Below are 24,870 nucleotides of genomic sequence, written 5' to 3'. Positions count from 1 at the left end.
GAATGTTTGGATTTAATCAAAACAACTTTAATACAATAAATTAACCATTTCAGTTTCTTCTTCTGGTTTTATTTTTTTAATTTTATTACTTTCAATGTGTTGGATGATTTTTGAGAATGATTTTCTTTTGTTTTTTTTAGTGATTTAAGGCAGGTTTTTAGTGGTTTTTAGATGTGGGCTGGCTTATTGGATGTTTATTATTAACAATCGTTAACCTTGGTTTCTTTGTGGTTACTATAAAAGTGGATTTTCCACTGCTAAGTCATGTTAACCATAAGGCATTAAATATGAGATGGCGTAAAATTAAAACTCTGATAATGGGAGCGAGCCTGTTCCTTATATTATCTCCATCTGTTAAAGCTCAAGATATTCCATCAAGTCACAAACTGGGAGAGCAAATAGAAAAAATACTCACAGATAAGTTTGCTGAAGGTAAATATTCCGCTAAAGGCGCAGATACTTGTTTAATGTGCCATCGTAAAAATAACACCGTTATGGCTATTTTTGATGGGGTGCATGGCGATATCAATAATAGCAAATCCCCAATGGCAGGATTGCAATGCGAGGCATGCCATGGGCCACTCGGACAGCACAATCAAGGAGGCAAGGAGCCAATGATTAGCTTTGGTTCTGACAGTCCATTGTCAGCACCGAGCCAAAATACCGTTTGTTTAGGTTGCCATCAAAAAACTGAGCAAAGTGGCTGGCATAGCAGCTTACATAACATGGAAGAAATAGCCTGTGCGGATTGCCATAAAGTCCATGCAGCTAAAGATCCGGTACTGCAAAAGCAACAGGTGAGCCAAGTGTGCACTTCTTGTCATACTCGGCAGAAATCCGATATGAATAAGCGTTCATCTCATCCATTAAAGTGGAATGACATGACCTGCATCGATTGTCATAACCCCCACGGTTCATTTAATGAGAGTGCCTTAAAAAAGACCTCAGTTAATGACACTTGCTATAGCTGCCATGCGGAAAAACGCGGTCCTTTCCTGTGGGAACATGCTCCTGTGACCGAAAACTGCTCCACTTGCCACAATCCCCACGGCAGTGTGAATGACGCGCTCGTCAAGCAACGCGTCCCTCAACTATGCCAACAATGTCATGCCGATGATGGACATGCTAGTCGGGTGGTCACTCAGCCAGGTACTGACGCGTTTGGTGCTGGTATGGGATGCCTCAATTGTCATAGCCAAATCCATGGCTCCAACCACCCTAGCGGCAGCAATTTTGCCCGTTGATTAAGGAGTCTGCCATGTCTTTTAAACTTAATATCATTACCTTGGGATTGCTTGCTGCTACCAGTGGTGTGAGTGCTGCAGACTTTTCTGTGCACAAAGCTAATCTGCAAGGGCTAAAGTTGGATGCTTATCAGTGTAAAAGCTGCATAGGAGAGAAGCGTTATCAAGCTGAGCTGCAGTTAAGTGCAGGCTGGGCCAAGAATGATGATATTCGTGCGGGGAATGCCTTTGGCGATGCCAGCGATGGATTGCGCGCGGCTATGGATGCGGACGTAGGTTATCGCAATGCGGGTTATGAAGCTAATGTTCAAGCATATCAATTGGGACTAGAGAACAGCTATGCCCACCTTGATGCGGGTCGGTCTGGACAGTATGCCCTGAACCTTGATTATCAATTATTAACTCGATACGACAGCCGAGCGCAAACGCAGTTGTGGCACAACAATGGCCTACTTTTGCCAGACACTGCGACTCGATATGTCGATTTACAGCTGGAACGCGAAAAGGTGGGCTTGGGATTAGCCGCGCAATATGGCGTCATGCAGGCGTTTATTAACTACGACCACGAACAAAAAACGGGTAATCGTCGCAGTAGTTTAGTAACTCCTCGCCCTGTTAACTTTGCACTGCCTGTTGATGCTAACACTGATAACCTCAATGCTGGCCTGAATATTTCGGGTGAAAATTGGTTAAGCGAGCTGGCTTACCATGGCAGTTTTTACCGAAATAATATTGATAACTTAAGCTTACCTTATTCGCCCGATGTGTATGCTGCTACGCCTGATAATGATGCCCATCAAGTCTCGTTATCTGGGCAATACATGCTTGGACGTGGCAACGTCAATGGCCGTCTCGCCGCTGGACGTATGCTTCAAGATGGCGATTTAATCCAAGTCAGTGGTAATCCATTACAAAGCTGGGATGGTCAGGTTGATACCTTAGATGCGCGGATTGGCTTCAGCAATATGTTAAGCCCGCGATGGCGTGTTAACGGTCAGATTGACTATAGCGAACGCGATAATAAAAGCTCTGTATGGGAGTTTGCGCAATTAGAGTTTGATAATGTCAGTGGTGCGTTTAAGCAAAATGTCCCCATGGACATCGAAAGGCTGACATACAAACTCCACAGCAGTTACCGTTTTAACAGTGAGTATCGCCTCATGGGAGGCTACGACCGTAAAGAGGTAGAACGCAGTTTCCTTGAGCGAGAACAAACCCATGATGACGCATTTTGGGCCAAGCTGAATATCAGATCCTTGGCAAACACTGTGATTGATTTTGGTGGGCGCTATGAGAACCGCAGCGGCTCGGTCTACAACGCTGTCGAAAATACCTCGATTGAAGAAAATCCACTATTGCGTAAGTTTTATCTCGCAGACCGTGAGCGTCAGGCGGTTGATCTGAAGGTGAATTATGTACCACTTTCGTGGTTGACTATTGATTTAAATGGATATTATGCCAAGGATGATTACGCTAAAACCATTATAGGCCTAACTGAATCGACCGATTATGGTTATGACCTGCAATTGGGGATGCAACTCTCTGAGCAATTGCACCTCTATGCCTCAGCAAGCCAACAATGGATAGACTCCGCCATCGCGGGTAGCCAATCGTTTTCCTCACCAGACTGGTATAACGATGTTGCTGATGAATTTATCAATTTAGGTGCAGGGTTTACCTATAGTGGTTTATTCGATGACAGGCTGACACTTGGTGGGAATTATCAATTCTCCAACTCCGCAAGCGATATCTTAGTCACCTATAACGAGGTCCAGCCATACGGCGATTACTACTCCTATAACCACAGTGTCGAGCTCTATGGTCGCTACGCTCTGAGTGAGCGTATGGGGCTCAAGCTAAGTTATCAGTACGAGCGTTATTACGACACCGACTATAGCCAATCCGCAGTCAATAGCATTCCTGGGTTAATCACCCTAGGCGACTTAAACCATAACTACAACGCGCACTTGCTGATGTTTACCTTCAGCTACCTGCTGCCTTGATTGATAAGAGGTAAAGACAATGGAACGCAGAAGTTTTCTAAAAATGAGTGCAGCCATGGGCTGTGCAGCAACGGTCACTGGCTGTAATTCAGGTTCTAGTGATGTGAATGTGGTGCCACCTAAGCCGCCAGTAGGTGATGAAGTACAAACTTGGTCATCTTGTTTGGTTAACTGTGGTTCAAATTGCCCCATCAAAGTATTTAGTCGTGATGGCATCATTACCCGTATTGAAGCTGATCATGAAACTAGCGATGAATACGGCAACCACCAGATCCGCGCCTGTGCCCGTGGACGTTCACTTCGCAGCCGAACTTACGCACCAGATCGCTTACGTACACCTATGAAGCGTGTTGGTAAGCGTGGAGAAGCTAAGTTTGTGCCAATATCATGGGATGAGGCTGCTTCAACGATTGCGAGTGAAATTCAGCGTATTGCCAGTAGTTACGGTAATAAGTCGATTTTGAAACACTACGGAACAGGGGCTTATTATGGATTTGCTAGCTCAGCGTGTTTTGATCGTGTGCTCAATCTGAATGGGGGATTCCTGAAGATTTATGGTAACTATTCTTGGGCACAACAAAATGAAGCGGCCGCAGCAACTGGGTTTGGTAGCACATCAGGTTCTTCTTTAACGGCGTTATACGATAGTGACCTGTTCCTCGGTATTGGCTACAACCCAAGTGAAATGCGTCAAAGTGGGTCGGGTGAAGGATATGATTTCTTAAAAGCGCTTGAGGCGAATGCGAACCTTGAAGTGATTATGGTGGACCCACGTTATACGGACTCAATGGCGGGTAAAGAAAGCCAATGGTTACCGATTAGACCAGGAACCGATGCGGCATTTGCAGAAGCGATTGCCTATGAAATGATTAGCTCTGGATGGGTTGATACGCATTCCAAGGCATTTTTAGATAAGTATTGCGTTGGATTTGACAAGGCCTCTCTTGAAAAACTTGTCGCTGAATTTACCGCAAGTGGCGATCCTAAAAAGACTCAATATTTGCCTTATATCGACGTTGAAGACAACTATCGCAACTACATTCTTGGTGAAGGTAAGTTTGTCGATAATGGCCCAAGAACCCCCGCTTGGGCAGCTAAAATTTGCGGAATATCAGAAGCAAATATTAAATCTGTCGCTAGCAAGATTATGAATGCTAAAGCACCGTTTATTGTGACTGGTGCAGGCGTAAACCGTCATGCTAATGGTGAACAAGCCATGCGTGCTTGCTATATGCTTTCGTTCCTAACCGGCAAAGTAGGGCAGCCAGGTGTTAGTAATGGTGCATTGCCTTATCAAGGCAGTTTAAACCGTGCAGGTATGAGCGGTGGTAATAATCCGGTTAAAGAATCCATTTCTTTCTTTACTTGGGCAGAAGCGATAGAGCGTGGCCATGAAATGACGGCGCGTAAAGATGGGATCCGTGGTACAGCTGATTTAGATACTCCACTTGGCGCAGATATCAAAGCGGTATTTGCGATTAACAGTAACGCATTAATTAACCAACATTCAGACTGTAACGGTACCGCTAAAATCCTCGAAGATGACACCAAATGTGAACTTATAGTCGTGTGTGATTGCTGGATGACACCGAGCGCACGTTATGCGGACATCTTACTACCAGATACCACTTGGTTAGAGTCGAATGACTTAGTCAATGATAGCTATGCATCCGGGATCATGGGTTATCTCGTTGCCATGAAGGCTGCCGTTAAGCCGATGTGGGAAAGTATTTCGATGTTTGAAATGGGACGCTTAATTGCTGCCAAAATGGGTAAAGAAGCGGAGTACACAGAAGGTAAAGATGAAGCCGCTTGGTTAGAGGAACTATACCAAAAGACTCGCACAAATAGCGCGAATACGGATGCACAACCTGCATTCCCTAACAGTTACGCTGAAGCGCAAAAGATTGGTGTGTTCCGTGCGTTTAGCAAGACGCCAGTACTTGCACTCGATAGCTATATCAATGGTGGTAAAGCGGTGAGCACACCATCCGGTAAGGTAGAGATCTACTCATTGTCGATGGCGCAAAAGGGTAAAGACTGGATCTTTAATCCTAATGTTAAAGGCGATTACATCACTGCAATCCCCATGTATCAACCCACATGGGAAGGCTACGACGATGAAGATACTAAGGATGATTATCCTCTGCAATTAATGGGTTATCACACCAAGGGGCGTACACACTCAAGTTATCATAACGTGCCATGGCTGCGCGAAGCCGCAGAAGATGCAGTATGGATGAACCCAACTGATGCCTTAGGTCGTGGTTTAAGAAGTGGCGATAAAGTACAGATGTGGAACGATCGTGGCACAGTTGAATTACCTGTACGGATTACCCCAAGGGTTGCCCCAGGTGTTGTGGCTTTAGGTCAGGGTGCTTGGTATCAACCTGATATCGCTCGGATTGGAAGGAGCGGGCACCCAATTGATGTTGGTGGCTGTATTAATACGTTAACTCGTTACCAACCAAGCCCTTTCGCAAAGGGAAACCCACAACACACCAATCGCGTGCAGATCGTCAAGGCATAAGGGGTAGATGAAAATGACTCAACAAACACAATATGGTTTCTATTTCGATAGCAGCAAATGTACTGGCTGTAAAACCTGTCATATTGCCTGTAAGGATCGCATGACTGGCTTGGTTCGCGCAAAAGATGATGTGATGAATAATGGTGTCGCTAATTTGCCCGGTATTATTTGGCGCCGTGTTTATGAATATGGTGGTGGTAATTGGTCGCAAAACGTCGATGGTAGTTTTGAACAAAATGTCTTTGCCTACTACATGTCTATTGGTTGTAACCATTGCAGCGAGCCTGTGTGTGTTAAAGCCTGTCCAACAGGTGCAATGCATAAGCGCCGTGAAGATGGATTAGTCCAAGTTGCCACTGAACTTTGTATTGGTTGTGAAAGCTGCGCGAGAGCCTGCCCATATGATGCACCACAGCTGGATATCGAGCGAAAGGTGATGACCAAATGTGATGGTTGCAGCGATAGACTCGCGGAAGGTAAAAAGCCTATTTGCGTTGATTCTTGTCCTTTACGGGCACTCGACTTTGACACTATGGATAATTTACGAGCGAAATATGGAGAGGGTGATGGTCATATTGCTCCCTTACCATCGCCCTCAATTACTTCACCAAACTTGATTATTAAGGCCAATCGAAATGGTCAACCAGTTGGTGGTAGTGGGCAATTATTAAACCCCGCAGAAGTGTAATAGTGAAAATGGGGGGCTTAGTCCCCTCGTTTTTCTTCGTTTGTAAAAGGAACACTATGTCAACAATCAACACGAATGATTACCAAACCTGGGGTGCAATGGCAAAAGTGCTACATAACATTTTGTACTCGTACCCTAATATGCCGTTACTGACACAATTTAAGCGAGATGAGTTAGCAACACAGTGGCCAGAGCTTGAACTCTCGACAGGTGAGCAGTCAGGAAAAGCTTTGCTAAGTAGCTATTTGACTCAATGGCAAGATGATGAATCGCAATTAATCGAGCTTCAATTAGACTATGGGCAGCTATTTTTTGGCCCTGGCGATCCTAAAGCTGCCCCCTGGGGATCGGTATACACCAGTGAGGGGCAGTTACTGAATGAGGCTTCGACTCAAAATCTGGCTAGCTTTTATAACACCCATGGTATCGAGTTATCCCTGACGCGAAATGAACCCGTAGACCATTTAGGCTTGATTTTATTAGTGTTGCAATACTTGTTTGATGAATTAGCGTTAAACCCCAATGACACACAAAAGGTGAGAGTCTGCACGCTATTGTTGCAACAACATACTTTACCTTGGGCGGGGCGCTGTTTGGCATTAGCAGAGCTTCATGCAAAGACGGATTTTTATCGTGGCATATCTATGCTTGCTCAAGTGTTTTTTGCACATTTAGGTACGAAGTTTAACGTGATACCTCAAACCGTAAAACTCTATCGCTAAAGGTTAGTTCATGACGTTTGTGACAGCAGTGAGTCATCAATGGTTAAAAGCCCAGCTTGCCTATCGACTTCAATTGAGTTTGGCTGCTTGTGAAAATATTCACGACTTATGTTGTGGCGGTACGTCATTAGCGTCAGTCACTAATATTATGTCTGCGATTATTTTTATTGAAGGTCAGCCACAATGGTTAGTTCTCGATAAAACAATGAATGAGCAGAAACTACCGGATAATATTGTGCTACATTGCTTTTTTGAATGCTGTAGAGTTTTATTTATCAGAGAGTTATCACATCAATCTCTAAGTCAAGCGGAACAACTTATTTTCACTTTAGCTGAGGTTTGGCGGAGAAAATATATCAAGACACAAGAGGTTGATAGTGTTTCTGAATCCATTTGTTCAATGATTGAGCGTTTATCTAAACAGCTTATGATGCATCGTCTACAATTGCGCACAAATACCCGAAACATGGGGGGATTGTAATAGTTCAAAATCCATTGTTTGGATAATTCTTAAGCGGAGTCCGTCACCGTCAAATAGGTTATATTCTTTATCCCTTGGTTTTGCCGTTTTGATTTCTTTATCTGTTAGGTGAGTAGTGACAATGGTCATGATGGGTACACTGTAGTTTCGAAGTCAAGGCCGTGTGCCCTCAGGTGTACCCAAAAATCAAAGCTGTAGTTGGAGGTAATTAGACGTTAATGTGCCGTAAGTTATTGATTTTGCGTTGTTCAAGGCAAGAAAAAAGACGTCCTGAGACGTCTTCGTTCTTATATTTGGGCGGCGTCATCTGAATTTGTTTTGTAATTTATTAATTTAAATAGTGAATTTTTATTTTTGATTAATTCGATGCACCTATTAATGTACCTAAAAAACTTTTTGCATAAAAATTACCCTAAATTTGGGCGAACATTGTATTGAAGTTTTTAGGATGTTGGTGAAACCGAATATGCCCTTTACGATTCAGTTTTACACGTCCTTGGAAAGGTGGGGTAATGTAGCCCCAGTTCCCTACGCGAGAAAAGTACAGCACATAGTCAATCTTATCCTTCGGCCATTGGGCATCCACTTCAGTATTTTCATCATTGGTTTGCAGTGACTTTACTTGGATACGATAAAACTGTTTGCCATCTGAGATAAGCAAATCCGTTTTACTGCCATGATCGGTAAGGGGCATAAAGACTTCCCAGCCATCAGCCTGTAACCAAGATGCGGCTAGAGTTTCATAGGATACACTTTTAAAAAATTGAGCGGTTTTTGGGGCGGTTTCGATCTGTTTGATTGGCATAGTTATGATCCTGAGTTAATGCCCCCGTTGGCTCATGGCTGCTCAAACGGTGGCGAAAGCCCCCTTATGGGAGTCTTTCAATCAGGATTCACAACTACTCCTAATGGATGTAGTCCATGGCAAAGCGGCCAAGCTTGGATTTCGGGCTCAACCCATACTCTCCATAAATGCCAATTCAGTATCACACTGGTGAATCGCGTGCTAATTTACGGCCTTAACATAAACTTCAATATTGAGACTGTCAATATGGTGGTTGTTCGGAGGAAGCCGTGCTGAGTCTGCATCTTCTGTTGCTTTCTGATGGTTGTACAGAATGTATTTTTCCGTGCCAATCTGCGTGTGTTTGATTGATTTTAAATATCTATCCCATTGTCTTAAATCAAATAACTCAGGTTCACGTCTACCTGAATCAGTTTCTTTGTGCGAGAATCAAAACATATTCCAACCCATGGATGTAGCGGAAGCCTACTAATGCAAAAAGCCTTGTTAACCGAAGCCGATATCATTTCCAAGTTCATTTTACCAGCCATCAAGCAAGCAGGATGGAACGATATGACGCAAATCCGTCAAGAGGTAAAACTTCGAGATGGTAAAGTGATTGTTCGTGGTCAGGTGGCTGCAAGGCGCAAAGTAAAATCAGCCGACATAGTGCTTTATCACAAGCCATCCATGCCACTGGCTGTCATAGAGGCCAAGGCCAACAAGCACGAAATTGGCAAGGGAATGCAACAAGGGCTGGATTATGCAGCCTTACTGGAAGTGCCTTTCATATTTGCGTCAAACGGAGATGGTTTTGTTTTTCACGATAAAACCAATCCTGTAGCACTCGAAACCACTATTACCCTCGAAGATTTTCCCACACCAGCGCAGCTCTGGGACAAGTACTGCACTTGGAAGGGATACAAGACAGAGCATTTGCCGGTTATCACACAGGATTATTATCCTGACAGCAACGGTAAGGCGCCGCGCTATTATCAGCTTCAAGCCATCAATAAAACTGTGGAGGCTGTTGCAGCAGGGCAGGACAGAGTGCTTTTGGTGATGGCAACTGGCACGGGGAAAACTTACACCGCCTTTCAAATCATCTGGCGCTTGTGGAAGTCCCGCGCTAAAAAACGCATCCTGTTTCTTGCCGACCGCAACATCCTAGTCGATCAAACTAAAACTAATGATTTTCAGCCCTTCGGTCCGGCCATGACCAAGGTTACCGGCAGAACTGTAGACCCAGCCTACGAAATACATCTCGCTCTTTATCAGGCGCTAACAGGCCCAGAAGAAAGCCAAAAAGCGTATAAACAAGTTGCCCCAGATTTTTTTGACCTCATCGTAGTGGACGAGTGTCACCGTGGCAGCGCTGCCGAAGACAGCGCCTGGCGTGAAATACTCGAATATTTCTCCGCTGCGACTCAAATTGGCCTTACCGCTACCCCAAAAGAAACCGATGAAGTCTCCAACACCGAATACTTTGGTGATCCTGTGTACACCTATTCACTCAAGCAAGGCATTGAAGACGGATTCCTAGCGCCATACAAGGTGATCCGCGTTGATATTAATGTGGACGTTCAGGGATGGCGCCCAAGCAAAGGCCAGCTGGATAAAGCCGGGCATGAAATTGAAGATCGCATCTACAACCAAAAAGACATGGATCGTACCTTGGTCATTGATGAGCGTACTGAACTGGTGGCCAAAACGATTACTCAGTATTTGCAGCGCACCGATCCCATGGCCAAAACCATAGTGTTCTGTAATGACATCGATCATGCGGAACGCATGCGCCGAGCGCTGGTGAACCTCAATCCTGAGCAAGTGGCCAAAAACGATAAATACATCATGAAGATCACCGGAGATGATGAAATAGGCAAAGGCCAACTGGATAACTTCATCAACCCGAAAAAAGCCTATCCGGTCATTACCACCACCTCAGAGCTGATGACTACCGGCGTAGATGCCAAAACTTGTAAACTGGTGGTGCTCGACCAATCCATTCAGTCGATGACCAAGTTCAAGCAGATCATCGGCCGTGGAACCCGCATTGACGACAGATACAACAAACTGTGGTTTACCATTCTCGATTTCAAAAAGGCTACTGAACTCTTTGCCGACGAGCGCTTCGACGGCACCCCCGAGCGGGTTAAGCAAGTTAAGCCAGAGGACTTCGATACCGAAGAAGGTTTAAACAGCATCTCGGGAGATGATGTTGATGCAACCAGCGACGATCCCGCCTCAATCTTTGATGGTGAGGATATCGATCCCGGCTCGATTCAGGAGCCGCCATCCAGCTATCAGGTGGTGGGGACAGGCAATAACAAGCAGGGCAACGATAGTGATTGGGAAAGTGAAGATAAAGTCCGCAAATTCCATGTTAACGGCGTGGACGTAAAAGCGCTGGCGGAGCGGGTACAGTATTACGACACTGATGGCAAACTGGTTACCGAGTCATTTAAAGATTACACCCGTAAAACCCTGTCTAAACAGTTTGCCTCTATGGACGAGTTTATCAAGCGCTGGCATGGCGCCGAGCGTAAGCAGGCCGTCATAGAGGAACTGGCAACTCTGGGGATCGTCTGGGAGCTCTTGGAGCAAGAGGTCGGCAAAGAAATGGACCCCTTCGACCTTATATGCCATGTGGTGTACGATCAGCCGCCACTCACCCGCCGCGAGCGTGCCGAGCAGGTGAAAAAGCGCAACTATTTCACCAAATACTCAGATACCGCCCAGCAAGTGCTCCAAAGCCTGCTTGATAAGTATGCCGACGCCGGAGTGCAGGAGATTGAAAACCGTCAGGTATTGAAGGTGGCACCCTTTACTGAGTTGGGACGCCCTATGGAAATTGTGAAAAAGAGCTTTGGGGATGTCGCTGATTACGAGCAGGCTATCAGCGAGCTTGAGGCCGCTATCTACCAATCAGCGGGCTGATTAGCTCTTCAGGCAGTGTTCAAGCTTGCTCTGTCTGAGAATCCAGCTCGGCAGAAAGCAGGATCATGGCCTCGGTCATTTCATCACTTAAACAGGTGTGAGGTACATAGCGGCTTTTAATGTACCCAAGTTGCAATACCTCAAAGCCTGGCTGCTCGGCCAGTATCTCAAGGTATTGATCCAGAGTTGCTTCAGGTGTCGTCTTGCGGCTCAGCTGCTTTTTTATTGTTTCAGCTAGCTTAATCTCTGCCTCTTCATCAAAATCATCGTACAGCGCTTCATATACCAGGCCCGCGAATTTTCGAATACTCAGCTGTAGCTTGCTCAGTATTTCTTTAATTTGCTTTTGTTTTTGTACTGTCCCCATTTGTCCCTAGTCCTTATGTAATTCTATTCCTGTCTTAGCGAAGACACCCATTTAACTCATTAAAGGAATTGATTATGTCCAACAATAAAACCCCAATGACGCCCGCAGCCGCTGCTCGTATTCAGTCTGGTACCGCCAAGCAGAATGGTGGCCAAGTTCCCAAAGGTTCTTTCGCTGCCCGCGCCCAAAGCGGAGCAGCAAAAAACCAAAATGCTGGCAAATAAGGAGACAGTGATGACTAAATCGCCTGCTTATGCGCCAGCAAAGCCTCAGCCAAACCCCAATTACCCAAGCAAGACGGGTAATCCATCCGGCCTTGGGCGTGGTAACACGCCCAAAAAATAATCTGAACTGATAAGATAAAGGCCTGCACATGATGTAGGCCTTTTTACTTTTCAGATTAACTGCAGTTGCGGGCATTTAGCCGAAATGTAGTCTTAAAATTGTCGATATTTTTTTGTGCCTCGCGATAGCTCAATTGCTTTTGAGTTTCTTTCATCGCGCATAAACACACCTTGCGTTTATCCTGATACCAGCTGGCGGGAAGCAGGTTATTACTGCCATTAACGCAGCTGTCCAGCAGTGCATATTCGTCCTTGATCGGGTAGCGTTCGGCATTGTCGTGCAATAGGTGGTCTTTGCCCGTATGAACACCAAAAGCTACGCCAACAACAAGGGTCCCGGTGGCAATCCATTTGCGCTTTGAAAATTTATAGCCTTTATAGTCCTTCTCACACTTTTTACAGCGGATATGTTCTGCATACTCTATTTCGTTATCGTGTCGGCAGTGGGGGCATTCAATGATCATCGTATCTCACGTTCGTCCATGTTAATGAGTTGTTGTGACGCGCATTTAAGCACAAAGACTTATTCCTTAACAGTCCTTGTTATCTAGAGACATTGATTTTGTGATATATGTTATTAACTATTTGCTACAAAGCGATTTTTTATTCACGCTATCCAATTATTTTGCTCGTAAATATCCCCTCAATTCGTGTACTGACGCCACTAATTTGCTACTATCCCAAGCATTTTCCGGTATTCAGGTATTTCTCTCATGTCCATCAGTTCCGTTATTAAATCCATCCAAGACATCATGCGTAAAGACGCAGGCGTAGATGGCGATGCCCAGCGCCTAGGCCAGCTTTCATGGCTGCTGTTTCTTAAAATATTTGATGCGCAGGAACAAGAACTGGAATTTGAGCAGGATGATTATCGTTCACCTATACAAAGTGAATACCTGTGGCGCAACTGGGCCGAAGACAAAGAAGGCATCACTGGCGATGAGCTTTTAGAGTTCGTCAACAACGAGCTGTTTGTTGACCTCAAAAACTTAACCGCCCCCAAAGACACCAACCCCCGTGGTTATGTGGTGAAAGAGGCCTTTAGCGATGCCTTTAACTACATGAAGAACGGCACCTTACTGCGCCAAGTGATCAACAAACTCAACGAGGTTGATTTTACTGACTCCAGTGAGCGCCACCTGTTTGGCGATATCTACGAGCAAATCCTGCGTGATCTGCAAAGCGCCGGTAATGCCGGTGAGTTTTATACCCCCCGCGCCGTGACCAAATTTATGGTTAATCGCATCAATCCCCAGTTGGGTGAAAAGGTGCTAGACCCTGCCTGCGGTACCGGCGGCTTCTTGGCCTGCGCAGTCGAGCACTTAAAGGCACAGGTCAGCACCGCCGCCCAGCATCAACAGCTGCAGCAGCAAATCCACGGGGTTGAGAAGAAACAGCTGCCGCATCTATTGTGTACCACCAATATGCTGCTGCACGGCATCGAAGTGCCGGTGCAAATCAAACATGGCAATACACTAAGCCAGCCACTGTCAAACTGGGATAACGATGTTGATGTTATCATCACCAACCCGCCTTTTGGCGGCACCGAAGAAGACGGTATTGAAAAAAACTTCCCAGCCGATATGCAAACCCGCGAGACCGCCGATCTGTTCCTGCAACTCATCATCGAAGTGCTCAAAGATGGCAGCGCCAGCAATGGCAAGGGCGGTCGTGCCGCCGTGGTGCTGCCTGACGGCACCCTGTTTGGCGAAGGGGTCAAAACCAAGATCAAGCAACTGCTCACTGCTGAGTGCAACCTGCACACCATAGTGCGGCTGCCCAACGGCGTGTTTGCCCCCTATACCGGCATCAAGACCAATATCCTGTTCTTCACCAAGGGAGCGCCCACCAAGGAGGTCTGGTTCTACGAGCACCCCTATCCGGCTGGGGTGAAGAACTACAGCAAAACCAAGCCGATGAAGTTCGAGGAGTTTGAAGCCGAGATTGCCTGGTGGGGCGATGAGGCGGACGGCTTTGCTGCCCGGGTTGAGAACGAACAAGCCTGGAAGGTCAGTATCGACACCATTATTGAGCGCAACTTTAACCTCGATATCAAAAACCCCCATGTCGGCGAGCAGATAAGCCATGACCCCGACGAGCTGCTGGCGCGCTATGCCACAGAGCAGGCCGAGATCCAGACCCTGCGTGACCAGCTAAAAGCCATTCTTGGCGACGCCTTGGGCAAAGGTGCGGCCAAGCAAGGGGGGCAGGCATAATGGCGATCGAGAATCTGATTACCGACCACCTGGATCTCTGGACTGCGGCGGTGCGCCCCAAAAGCAGTGCCGGGCGCGGCAGCAACAGCAAGCTGGAACTTACTGGTATCAAAAAGTTGCGTGAGCTGATCCTGGAGCTGGCCGTGCGCGGCAAATTGGTGCCACAAGACCCCAGTGATGAACCGGCCTCCGTGCTGCTTGAGCGCATTGCCGCTGAAAAGGCGCGTTTGGTGAAAGAAGGCAAGATTAAAAAGCCCAAGGCGCTACCAGAAATTGCTGAAGACGAGAAGCCGTTTGAGCTGCCGGATGGGTGGGAGTGGTCAATGCTTGCAGAGATCGCAGAGATCAATCCACGTAATGAAAGCGATGATACTGTTGACGCATCATTTGTACCCATGTCTTTAATCAGCACCGCATATAACGGGCAGCATGAATTTGAAGCAAGGAAGTGGGGCGAGATAAAGAAAGGTTTCACCCATTTTTCTAATGGGGATATTGGCATAGCAAAAATAACACCTTGCTTTGAGAATAGTAAGGCTGCAGTTTTTCGTGGTTTAATTAATGGAATAGGCGCAGGAACGACAGAGCTTCATATAGCTAGACCATATACAGATTATGTTTCAGCATTCTTTATATTGTTAAATATAAAATCGCCTATATATCTCAAAAAAGGTGAGGCAGGAATGACCGGAACCGCAGGTCAAAAGCGACTTGCCAAGGACTTTTTCTCATTCTATCCATTGCCAATTCCACCATTTGCAGAACAGCACCGTATCGTTGCCAAAGTGGATGAGCTAATGGCTCTCTGCGACAAGTTGGAGCAGCGCAGCGACTCACAGTTGGCGGCCCATCAGACGCTGGTGGAAGCCCTGCTGGCGACCCTGACCGACAGCACCGACGCCGATGAACTGGCACAAAACTGGGCGCGGCTAAGCACTCACTTCGATACCCTCTTTACCACCGAGGCGAGTATCGAAGCTCTGAAGCAGACCATCTTGCAACTGGCGGTGATGGGCACGCTGGTACCGCAAGACCCGAGTGATGAACCCGCCTCAGCTCTGCTGGAACGCATCGCTGCCGAAAAGGCGCAGCTGGTCAAAGAGAAGAAAATAAAAAAAGAGAAGCCGCTACCTGCGATTAGTGAAGAAGAAAAACCGTTTGAATTACCTAAGGGATGGGAATGGTGTCGCTTGAATGATTTGGCATTATCATCAGAGGCTGGCTGGAGCCCTCAATGTGAAGCCAACCCAAGAGAAAATAAAAATTGGGGCGTGCTTAAGGTTAGTGCCGTGACATGGGGGACATTTAAACCTGATGAAAACAAAGCATTGCCTAATGCTCTTGAACCTAAACCTGAATATGAAGTCCAGTCAGGTGATTTTCTTATTTCTCGTGCTAACACAGCTGAATTAGTTGCAAGGGCCGTTGTTGTTCCAAGTGAGGCTCCACCTTGTTTGATGATGAGTGACAAAATAATTAGATTTAAATTTTCTAAATCTATTTTGGTCGATTACATCAATCTGGTTAATAACTGTGCTTTTTCTCGCGCCTACTATGCAAAAGTCGCAGGTGGGACAAGCAGCTCAATGAAAAATGTTTCAAGAGTTCAAATTCAAAATTTGGTTATTGCTTTGCCACCAATGATAGAGTCACGAGAGATAATAAAAAAGATAAATAAATTGATAGCCCTCTGCGATCAACTTAAATCCCGCCTGCAAACCAACCAGCAGACCCAGCTTGCGCTGGCCGAGTCGCTGGTGGAAGGAGCCCTTGCCTGATGCCCTACGCTCGCCCTTGGCTTAGCTATCAACAGCAACTGGATCAGCTGATTGGGCGCGGTATCACGGTCACCGACCGGGATGCCGCACTGAGCTATCTGGAGCGGATCGGCTATTACCGTTTAAGCGGCTACTGGTACCCATTTCGCCGCTTTGAGCCTGCGGCTGAGGGGGAAAGCAAACGGGAGACCCGGGCGACGGACCAGTTTTGCCCCGATACCCATCTGCTGGATGCGGTGGAGCTCTATCTGTTCGATAAGAAGCTGCGCCTGCTGGTAGTGGATGCACTGGAGCGGATCGAGGTGGCCTTGCGGGTCGATCTTGCCTATCTCCTTGGCAAGCGAAATACCTTTGCTCACCTCGATCGCAGCTACTTCCACCCCAGCTTTATCCGGCAGCCCGCATTCAGGGGGAGTCACCAGACCCGCTTTGAGGCGTGGATGGAGAAATACCGGGGGTTGGTAAAGCGTTCCAAAGAGGATTTTGTGCGCCACTACCATCAGCGCCATGGTGAGGAACTGCCGATCTGGGTGGCGGTGGAGGTATTTGATTTTGGCGCCATCTCGCAGTTGATCGGCATGATGAAGGTGTCGGATCAGCAGCATATCGCCAGCAAATACGGTTTGGACTGGCAGGTGTTTGCCAGCTGGATCTACGGTCTCAGTTACCTGCGCAATATCTGCGCCCATCATAGCCGCCTCTGGAACCGCAACGTGACGACGCAGGTGAAGTTGCCCAAGCCAAGAGAGGTGCAATGGTGCGATTTCCTGGCAAGAGACGATGAGCGGCTGGCCAAGCCATTCGTGTTGCTGGCCATCACACGGCATCTACTCAAGGTGATTTGCCCGAATACCCAGTGGCATCTGCGCCTGCGGGATCATCTGCTGACGTTCCCCACACAAAAGTCGGTGCGCAAGCTGGGGTTGGCAAATATGGGGTACATAGAGAACTGGCAGGAGTGGTGGTAAATCCACCAAATAAGAACCCCAGCGTAAGTTGCAAAGCAACCAAGAGGCCGGGGTCGTGTTGGTGCAAAGAGTAGTCCGTCATATGGACTTTTGTCAACAAGTTTTACTTGTGGGACCGTAACTGTCACTGCCGTCACCTACGGTCTTTTTGTGCGCAAACCTAGTTATATTGCTCCAGAGATTCAATTAGTTATTTTGAATTAGGTTACTAAAATTAAAAGGACTTAAGGGGTAAGTTGATGAGCATTTACAACATTTCCAACAAGAAACTCCAGCCGCTTGAGCAGACGACCTTTGCTGCAGAGGGGCTACAAGAACGCTATGACTTGCAGGAAGCGCTGAAGCATAACATTGATGCGATTACACCGGATTGCCTGATAATTTCTGATGAATTTTCGGACTGGGAAGACAGCCGTCGGCGCATCGATTTGTTGGCGATAGACAGAAATGCCAACTTGGTGGTGATAGAGCTGAAGCGGGACGACACTGGCGCGCATATGGAACTACAGGCGCTGCGTTATGCTGCCATGATCGCCAACATGACCTTTGATAAAGCCTGTGAGTACTTTGAGGCTTATATCGAGCAGGAGGGGCTGGACATTGATGCGCGCAAAACTCTGTTGGAGTTCGCCGAGTTAGATGAAAGCAGTCTTGATGACTTTGGCACCGATGTACGTATTGTGCTGGTGTCCGCCGATTTTGGCAAAGAGTTAACGACGTCGGTGCTGTGGCTGCGCGATAAAGGACTCGATATCAGCTGTGTACGGCTGACACCATTTAAGTTTCAGGGCAATGTGCTCATCAACTCCGAGCAAATTATTCCTGTGCCAGAAGCGGAAGCTTATCAAATCAAATTCCGCGAGAAGCGGGCGGAAGAGAAAAAGAGCCAATCAGGCGGGCGGGATTACTCCCAATTCAGATACAAAGGCGAAAACTATAACAAGCGCAATTTAGCCCTAGTGTTGTTGAAGGACTGGATAGAAAAGAACTCCCCAGCAAATTTAGCTGCGATTTTGTCAGTATTTGACCGAACTATCCACCGTAGCGGCGTTGCCATCTTATGGGATGACATTAAAGAGTCGAGGATGAAACGTTATCACTCCAGTGATGATGCAACAATCCTGCTTCGTTCTGGTGAATGCATCGCGATTTCGAATCAATGGAGTATTGAAGGCATCACTCGGCTGATTAACAAAATGGCCGAATTTGGAATTGTGACAGAAAAAGTTAATCAGTGAGCGCTAGAGCGAATTAGGAGAGGGCACTCTTTATTTTGGGAACTTGTGGATTAACCTTGTGCAAGGATGGCAAATATGAAATTAGGTGTACCTTTCGGGCAGGATAAAATCACTGGCGAATGGAAAGATGTTGCAGAGGTCGAGCGGGGGCTTGCCTGCGATTGTATTTGCCCTTCTTGTCATTTGCCTTTGTCCGCCCATCAGGGAGATGAGCGAGAATGGCACTTTACCCACCACACCAGAAATACACCTAAAGCAGACATTGTTGATTGCGAATTTTCTTTTGAAGTTTCAGTGAGGATGATGATCCATCAATTGCTGCGGCAAGGCGCATCGCTCAAGTTACCTGAATATCTTAAGCCTGTTAGTGTGCCAAAGGTTTTGCGAGAAAAGTATCCTCCCGAAGTTAAGGTATCTAAAGAGCAGGAGTTAAAAGTCACTGCGGATGTAAATCTTACAGTAGACGCTGATTTTTGCGGGCATAAAGTTGATGCTTTATATGAATTCAATAAAGCCTCTCTAGTGATCTATTTGGAATACCGAGGGCGCAAATGCCAACTCGAAAGGCCATTATTACAAGAGTTGAATGCTGGTGCAGCAATACTCAATATCGATGCTTTATCAACGTTTTTTTATCATCAGCCGATGGTCGAAACAGGGAAACTAGGAACTGCCAGAGCCCAGTTATTAGGCTGGCTTCAAACAAGTATCAAGGCTAAAGATTGGTATTATCATCCCCGAGAGAAGGCGTGTATTGCTAAGAGAGATGAAGATATCAATAAGGCACTGAAAGAATTAACTACCGGAAGCCATGTTTTATCTATCCCTGCACATCAACAACTCAAATGCCAGTGCCTTGGTTGCGGCAAAATGTTTATGGGTATTCGTAATAAGGTTAACCCCTGTCCAGACTGCCAAACACATCTTTATGTCACAGATAGATAGATAGGAAGCTACGAGGGTGTGCAACTTCCTAGCTATTCAATAAGTAAATGCGATTACAGGGTGGCATATGGTGTTGTAATGCATTTTTATAATCCAAATCAAAACGTAACAGACCAATCGCCATCATCGGTAAGCACATCGACTTGTTTTACATCACAATCACCATTGGCTATCACTGAAATCGATTCTCCAAATTTAAGTAATTTAGGGAGTCCCGACATTATGGTACCGCCACAATTCCCCCTGTTTATGATGACTTTGTTTATCGTTACAGTATCGCTAATCGCTTTGACGTTGATACTTGGGTACATATAGCCAAATGTTGTTTGATATTCGTAAGTAATTTCAATGTTAGCTGCGAGTTTCCACAGCCAAAAATCATCAAAGTTAAAGCTAAAATAACCAATGTTTTAATCATATAAACCACACTTTTACTGTATGTCAGAGTATCGTTGAACTCTATCAACTTGTTTTAAACCAAGTTGATTTTCAATGTTCTAGACCCACGCCCTTTGCTTTTTCAAAGGGCGAAGGTGAGTCATTACGAGGCACTATTAGTGAGCTTTTTGGTTTGGACGAAAACGGTGATTGAGTATCCAATCCCGTATAACGCTGAAAATATCCCCCATCCGGCAGAAGCTTCTAAATCAACTTCTGCAAACGCAGAGGCAAGAATGAGGCATAAAGGGAAAAACACCATTCCTATGATTGACATGGTTTTTACGACAGACATGTATAACTCCTTTTAAAAATTGTGTTTAACGACATCGCAGATCTTAAAAAGACGCTTACTTGCAATAGAAGCATTTTTTAGACCTTAAATATCAAAATGATAACTATACAGGTCGAAATGCATCATTTATGGTGTGGTTTGTCTATAGCCAGTGCTTGAGAATTATCCAGTATTCAATGCCCTGGAGTTCTCAAGTGAATGATGATGAAGTATTAAAAATGGGGATGGCCTTCGGCCGAGCGGTTAAGTTACGTCGTGTTGAGGTGGGGTTTAACCAAGAGGAACTAGCGAATAAAGCTGAACTTGCCAGATCATTTGTATCAAGTGTTGAGCGTGGTGTGGCTAAGGCATCTATCGCTTCAGTGTGGAAACTTGCCCAAGCGCTAAATTGTCACCCCTCAGACCTTTGGATTACGGCTGAAAGACTTTATGGCACTCGAAGAGAAGATTAAAAATAAAAAACTTACTACCTAAGTCTGATGGTAGTTATGGTCTACTTAAATCTAGATCTGAAGCTATATTCGAGAAATAGGAAGGTATAAGGACAATAACCCCCTTCTAAGAGAAGGGGGCATTAAAACAAGGTTGATTACTTAATCGAATTGGCTACTTGCTCACCTGCTATTCGTCCAAATACTATGGTGTCAGCAATTGCATTCCCTGCCAATCTATTTGCACCATGAACTCCTCCTGTCACTTCTCCAGCAGCAAAGAGACCTTTTATTGGTAAGCCATTGTGATCGATGACTTCAGTTTTCGCGTTAATTTTTAAGCCTCCCATGGTGTGATGGACGGCGGGTTTAATTTTGACCGCATAAATTGGGTATTGAAGATCATCTGCCATATTTTTACGGCCAAAGTCTGCATCTTTTCCCTTCATTTTAAAATCGTTATAACGTTTAATTGCGTGGTCAAATTTTTGAGCATTCATTTTAGTTGCTTTAGCTATTTCATCTGCTGAGTTGCCTTTAAAAATAATACCTAAATCCAACATTCCACGTAGTTGGCCTAGTCTATCCAAGACGGTTTCATCAAAAACTAACCAAGCATCCTTACCTTCTTGTGCCCAAATACATTCAGACACCTTATCTCTTGGCCCCATTTCATCACAGAACCGGTCACCATCATTATTTAACATGATTGCTCCGGCACCTCGTGCAGTCCCTGAAATAACCATTTTCCCTGCTGCTGCCGTTGGAAAGGCTTGAATTTCTTTTATATCAACAACCTCTGCACCTGCTTTGGGGGCAAAAGTTAGCGCATCTCCTACGTTACCTGGATTGTTTGTTGCATCGACTCCTTTCAAATCTGGGCGATATTTTGCCACTAGTTCATTATTTCGAGCAAAACCGCCTGAAGCAATAATGACTGCTTTAGCTCCAAGTATATGTAGTTTCGAGTGTTTTCCTTGAACAAGGACGCCAGTGACAACCCCTTGTTTATCTTGTACTAGCTGGATGACTTTACTATTTGTACGCGTTTCAATCCCGAGTTTCTTTGCTGTTTCCTTTAGGGTGTTAACGATTTCAGGACCTGATTTCGCCCCACCTGTAGGCCTATGTAAACGCTCAGCATTATGCCCCCCAGCACTTGATGCTGACGTTAAATCTGCTCCCATTGCTTGTAGCCAATCAATCCCAGCGCTGCCGTTTTCTGTCAAGATTTTAACGAGATCGGGGTTGTTTATGTTATGTCCACCTTTCATTGTATCTTCGTACCACAGTGCCTTACTGTCAGGATAGTTTTTAAGGGCTTGTGTGATTGTTTCTGCGGCAGACATTCCGCCTGCGGCTAACATGCTATTCCCTCCTATATAGGGTTGCTTTTCAAGAATAACGACATCTGCAACACCATGTTGTCTCGCTGAAATAGCCGCAGCATGTCCTGCTGCACCTGCTCCAATAACAACAACTTGGTGTTGTTCAACTGGAGCTTTTGCAAGGGCTGTATCAATCATTTCTTGAGTAACTTTAGGGAATTGATAGCTATCAAGAATGGGCTTGTCATCAGAAAAGGGAATTTTGAACTCATTTTTAAAAGAGTCGTGACAAGTTTGGCAGACGAATACCGGTTGTTTATGGCCTGAGTGGCAACTAGTACATGACACATCAATAAGATGGCTATGGTGTGGGGATAGTTTTGTTTTTGATTTAGTAGCTAATTTATCCATAGTACCATGACAACTTTCACAGGACTTATTTTCATAACTTTCTGCATCATCAACCTTTATAGGCTTTGTGTGACATGATTGGCAATTATTACCATTATCAATATGGAATTCTGATAATGTTTGACCATAACTAAATGTTGATATAAAAAAAGCAGATATAGCTAACGGTAATAACTTGGTGTTAAACATTACTCTTACCTCTCTAGTGTTTTAATTCATGTTTATCATTGCTGCAGAGTTGCATGTTGACAAAGCAAAAAAATTAATTTGTCAGAATAGAAAAATTCACTTAACACAAGGAAATGGCATGAGAGTTATACCTCCGATAAAATCGATTATTTATTTTGAGGCCGCTGCTAGATTGCAAAGTTTTAAACTTGCCGCAATGGAACTGAATGTTACGCCTGGTGCAATTAGCCATCAGATAAGTACATTAGAAGATTTTATTGGTAAAAAAGTATTTGAAAGAGGTAGTAGGAAGATTACTCTAACCTATTGTGGTTTAAGATATTATTCTAGAATATCTTTGATTTTGCAAAATATGGAAGAAGCTACGGTTGACCTGGGTATTGAAGGGAGTAAGCCAAAAATCAAAATAGCTATACCTCCATCATTATTAAAGAATTGGCTTCTACCAAGGTTAGTAGATAACAAGCTAAAAGAGCTTAATCGTAGTGTTGAATTTATTGATACATTAGATTACCTTGAATTTTCTAAGTGTGATTTAGATCTGGCAATACGTTATGGCTACGACTCTTGGGATAATCTCTACTCAGTTTTTTTATTTCATGAAGAAATGATTCCGGTATGCCATCCTAATTATTTTAATTCTGATGTTCTTAGCTTTAATCAGGAGATTGTCGATAAACATACTTTGATTTTTACCAACAACCGTTTAGTTCAATGGGATATTGTCATGCAGTATTTTGGAGTAGAGCGAAAATCGAGCCAGAGTAAACTTATCTTTCAAAACTCTATTCAAGCAATAGAAGCTGCAATTCAAGGTGCTGGTATTGCTTATGTGAATCGAATTCTAGTCTCAAAAGAGTTGGCTAATGGACGTTTGATTAAGCCATTCGATATATATATGCCAAAACATAAATCTCCCGCGTATCATCTTGTCAGTACTTATGAGCACATGCAGGATGAATCAACATTTAAGCTATATCAAACAATTTTAGGTTTTGCTAAATCAGTTAATGCTCAATAATTTTTGATGTCATAATTTTGTTATTTTTTGAGATTAGAACGCTAAGATATTTTTATACTATTTAATGTAAGCAATGCTCATAGCATTTATGAGCTCGATTGATGTTTTTGTTAACCGAGCTCGCGGTGTTTTTATTTAGCTATTTACAACTTTAAATCCTTTAAAGCTTGATGCAGATAGAGACCCTTTCGAGGCTTCTTCTATATGTCCACTCCACCAGCTCATCATCGGGCGTCTTCTTTCCAAAAAGTCTGTCCTGTTATATGCAGTTCTAACTTGATTTGAGTCTACGTGTGCTAATGCCGATTCAATCAAATCTGGTTCAAAACCCTGTTCATTTAATGTTGTACTGGCTAGAGATCGTAAGCCATGACTGACAAGTCGGTTTGCAAAGCCCATACGCTTTAAGGCCATATTTGCAGTTTGGCTATTGCAGTGCTCTAGAGGATTGCGATCTGAAGGGAAGACATAAGGCCTGTGTCCACTAATGGGCTTCATTGTCTCAAGAAGTGCCAACATTTGCTCTGTCAGTGGGATTGTGTGAACTCGTCTTTTTTTCATTTTCTCAGCTGGAATAGTCCAAATTTTTTCTTCGAAATTAAACTCATCCCAACGTGTTGAAGCGGCTTCAGAAGGTCTAGTCATAGTGTGTAATTGCCATTCAATTAGGCAACGGGTAGTGCGTTTGATAGAGGCATTTGCTAGGGCTAACATGAGCTCAGGTAATTCTTCAGGTTTTAGGGTTGCCATATTTTCTTTTACCGGTTTTTTGAAACCAGCTTTTACTCCAACAAGTGGATTGGCAAAAATTAGGCCGCAGTTAACAGCAAATACCATGACTTCATTTAGGCGTTGAGTGAGCCTTTTCACTGTTTCCAAACTGCCTGAAGCCTCAATAGGGCGAAAAAGCTCAATAATCATCGGTGATGTGATTTTTGATATGGGCATATCTTTGAGTTTGGGGAATACGTGACGCTCAAATGAGCGCCATATATCTGTTGCGTAATCAGCTGTCACACTATGTTTTTTGGTCTCAATCCACTGAGATGCAACATTAAACAAGGTATGTTCGGTGACACTTTGTTCTTCTAATCGCTTTTGGCTTCTGTGTTCTTTGGGATCAATTCCTTGAGCAACCAATGCTCGATTTTCGAGAGTCAATTGCCGTGCTTGAGCTAAAGATATTTCTGGGTAAGTACCTAATCCAATATTGATACGCGCTTTGGTAGTGGGATGACGATAGTTAAAGTTCCAGAGTTTAGACCCATTACATCTGACTCTGAGTTGCAGTCCGTCCCCATCCGATAAGACCTTATCCTTGTCATCGGGCTTGATTGATTTGATTTCCTTATCACTAAGACGAGTCGCTCTGGCACACATAAACTATCTCCAAACCGTTTTGGTATTCCAAATAATAGCGACATTTCGCTTGGAATACCATTTGGAATACCAGAGTATATGGCAGTTAATGGACGTTTATGGATAGTAACGGATTGTAAGCTGTTGATTTTA

The 24,870-nt window shown here is 44.8% G+C and carries 22 protein-coding genes; 15 read left to right on the top strand and 7 right to left on the bottom strand.

The genetic code is table 11. The features are described from left to right. The first annotated feature begins 287 nt into the window (after positions 1–287). The 6 genes from IEY09_RS01930 to IEY09_RS01905 are packed head-to-tail and all read left to right on the top strand — an operon-like array spanning position 288 to position 7,668. A complete protein-coding gene (locus IEY09_RS01930) occupies positions 288–1,244 on the top strand; it encodes a DmsE family decaheme c-type cytochrome (RefSeq protein ID WP_037415802.1) in 957 nt (318 codons plus the stop codon). Between the two features lie 14 nt (positions 1,245–1,258). Continuing rightward, positions 1,259–3,247 carry an MtrB/PioB family decaheme-associated outer membrane protein gene (locus IEY09_RS01925; protein WP_144345635.1) on the top strand — a complete coding sequence of 663 codons (1,989 nt, stop codon included), beginning with the start codon at positions 1,259–1,261 and terminating at the stop codon, positions 3,245–3,247. Between the two features lie 19 nt (positions 3,248–3,266). After that, positions 3,267–5,777, top strand: a complete 2,511-nt coding sequence (locus IEY09_RS01920; protein WP_069454515.1) for a DMSO/selenate family reductase complex A subunit — start codon at positions 3,267–3,269, stop codon at positions 5,775–5,777. 13 nt (positions 5,778–5,790) lie between these two features. Further along, positions 5,791–6,465, top strand: a complete 675-nt coding sequence (locus IEY09_RS01915; protein WP_037425569.1) for a DMSO/selenate family reductase complex B subunit — start codon at positions 5,791–5,793, stop codon at positions 6,463–6,465. A 56-nt stretch (positions 6,466–6,521) separates the two neighbouring features. Next, positions 6,522–7,187, top strand: coding sequence for a TorD/DmsD family molecular chaperone (locus IEY09_RS01910; RefSeq protein WP_169546990.1), 666 nt, complete (start codon positions 6,522–6,524; stop codon positions 7,185–7,187). Between the two features lie 10 nt (positions 7,188–7,197). After that, the gene (locus IEY09_RS01905; RefSeq protein WP_037415812.1) at positions 7,198–7,668 is read left to right on the top strand and encodes a hypothetical protein; all 471 of its coding nucleotides are present in this window, start codon (positions 7,198–7,200) and stop codon (positions 7,666–7,668) included. A gap of 412 nt (positions 7,669–8,080) precedes the next feature. On the opposite strand, the gene IEY09_RS01900 is transcribed toward IEY09_RS01905, so the two are convergent. Then, entirely contained in the window at positions 8,081–8,473 is a 393-nt protein-coding gene (locus IEY09_RS01900) for a group I intron-associated PD-(D/E)XK endonuclease (protein ID WP_037415815.1), read from the bottom strand. A gap of 471 nt (positions 8,474–8,944) precedes the next feature. Here IEY09_RS01900 and hsdR point away from each other — a divergent pair, with 471 nt between their 5' ends. Further along, entirely contained in the window at positions 8,945–11,389 is a 2,445-nt protein-coding gene (gene hsdR / locus IEY09_RS01895; protein ID WP_188869633.1) for an EcoAI/FtnUII family type I restriction enzme subunit R, read from the top strand. A 19-nt stretch (positions 11,390–11,408) separates the two neighbouring features. Here hsdR and IEY09_RS01890 read toward each other — a convergent pair whose 3' ends face one another. Next, a complete protein-coding gene (locus IEY09_RS01890) occupies positions 11,409–11,756 on the bottom strand; it encodes an elongation factor Ts (protein WP_188869631.1) in 348 nt (115 codons plus the stop codon). A gap of 74 nt (positions 11,757–11,830) precedes the next feature. On the opposite strand from IEY09_RS01890, the gene IEY09_RS01885 reads away from it, so the two are divergent. Next, entirely contained in the window at positions 11,831–11,980 is a 150-nt protein-coding gene (locus IEY09_RS01885; protein ID WP_011626831.1) for a hypothetical protein, read from the top strand. A 176-nt stretch (positions 11,981–12,156) separates the two neighbouring features. Here IEY09_RS01885 and IEY09_RS01880 read toward each other — a convergent pair whose 3' ends face one another. Next, positions 12,157–12,564, bottom strand: coding sequence for a hypothetical protein (locus IEY09_RS01880; protein ID WP_188869629.1), 408 nt, complete (start codon positions 12,562–12,564; stop codon positions 12,157–12,159). A gap of 249 nt (positions 12,565–12,813) precedes the next feature. Between IEY09_RS01880 and IEY09_RS01875 the strand changes: the two genes are divergently transcribed. The 5 genes from IEY09_RS01875 (at position 12,814) to IEY09_RS01855 (ending at position 19,245) form a co-directional block, all read left to right on the top strand. Next, positions 12,814–14,316, top strand: coding sequence for an N-6 DNA methylase (locus IEY09_RS01875; protein ID WP_188869627.1), 1,503 nt, complete (start codon positions 12,814–12,816; stop codon positions 14,314–14,316). Beyond that, entirely contained in the window at positions 14,316–16,094 is a 1,779-nt protein-coding gene (locus IEY09_RS01870) for a restriction endonuclease subunit S (protein ID WP_188869625.1), read from the top strand. The genes IEY09_RS01875 and IEY09_RS01870 overlap by 1 nt, the downstream gene beginning before the upstream one ends. Further along, complete coding sequence (locus tag IEY09_RS01865; RefSeq protein ID WP_188869623.1) at positions 16,094–17,062, top strand: Abi family protein; 969 nt, start codon at positions 16,094–16,096, stop codon at positions 17,060–17,062. Before IEY09_RS01870 ends, IEY09_RS01865 begins: the two co-directional genes overlap by 1 nt. 239 nt (positions 17,063–17,301) lie before the next feature. After that, the gene (locus tag IEY09_RS01860; RefSeq protein ID WP_188869621.1) at positions 17,302–18,300 is read left to right on the top strand and encodes a PDDEXK family nuclease; all 999 of its coding nucleotides are present in this window, start codon (positions 17,302–17,304) and stop codon (positions 18,298–18,300) included. A 75-nt stretch (positions 18,301–18,375) separates the two neighbouring features. Beyond that, positions 18,376–19,245: a competence protein CoiA family protein gene (locus IEY09_RS01855; protein WP_188869619.1), complete on the top strand. Its 870-nt coding sequence runs from the start codon at positions 18,376–18,378 to the stop codon at positions 19,243–19,245. 98 nt (positions 19,246–19,343) lie between these two features. On the opposite strand, the gene IEY09_RS20305 is transcribed toward IEY09_RS01855, so the two are convergent. Together IEY09_RS20305 and IEY09_RS01850 are read right to left on the bottom strand one after the other, a co-directional pair. Continuing rightward, positions 19,344–19,466: a hypothetical protein gene (locus IEY09_RS20305; protein ID WP_268240554.1), complete on the bottom strand. Its 123-nt coding sequence runs from the start codon at positions 19,464–19,466 to the stop codon at positions 19,344–19,346. Between the two features lie 320 nt (positions 19,467–19,786). Beyond that, on the bottom strand, positions 19,787–19,978 hold the full coding sequence (locus IEY09_RS01850) for a hypothetical protein (RefSeq protein ID WP_037415839.1): 192 nt from the start codon (positions 19,976–19,978) through the stop codon (positions 19,787–19,789). Positions 19,979–20,172: 194 nt separating this feature from the next. On the opposite strand from IEY09_RS01850, the gene IEY09_RS01845 reads away from it, so the two are divergent. Beyond that, entirely contained in the window at positions 20,173–20,430 is a 258-nt protein-coding gene (locus tag IEY09_RS01845) for a helix-turn-helix domain-containing protein (protein WP_229777650.1), read from the top strand. A gap of 137 nt (positions 20,431–20,567) precedes the next feature. On the opposite strand, the gene IEY09_RS01840 is transcribed toward IEY09_RS01845, so the two are convergent. Then, complete coding sequence (locus IEY09_RS01840; protein ID WP_144345620.1) at positions 20,568–22,337, bottom strand: flavocytochrome c; 1,770 nt, start codon at positions 22,335–22,337, stop codon at positions 20,568–20,570. A 28-nt stretch (positions 22,338–22,365) separates the two neighbouring features. Between IEY09_RS01840 and IEY09_RS01835 the strand changes: the two genes are divergently transcribed. After that, complete coding sequence (locus IEY09_RS01835) at positions 22,366–23,358, top strand: LysR substrate-binding domain-containing protein (protein ID WP_229777648.1); 993 nt, start codon at positions 22,366–22,368, stop codon at positions 23,356–23,358. Positions 23,359–23,493: 135 nt separating this feature from the next. Here the strand turns inward: IEY09_RS01835 and IEY09_RS01830 are convergent, their stop codons facing one another. Next, positions 23,494–24,738 (bottom strand): integrase domain-containing protein, encoded by a 1,245-nt coding sequence (locus IEY09_RS01830; RefSeq protein WP_188869615.1) that lies wholly within the window; start codon positions 24,736–24,738, stop codon positions 23,494–23,496. Between the last annotated feature and the right edge of the window lie 132 nt (positions 24,739–24,870).

Source organism: Shewanella xiamenensis, assembly GCF_014647135.1.
Lineage (GTDB): Bacteria > Pseudomonadota > Gammaproteobacteria > Enterobacterales > Shewanellaceae > Shewanella > Shewanella xiamenensis.
Note: the sequence above shows the minus strand (reverse complement) of the source record. Positions and strands in the feature narration are given on the sequence as shown.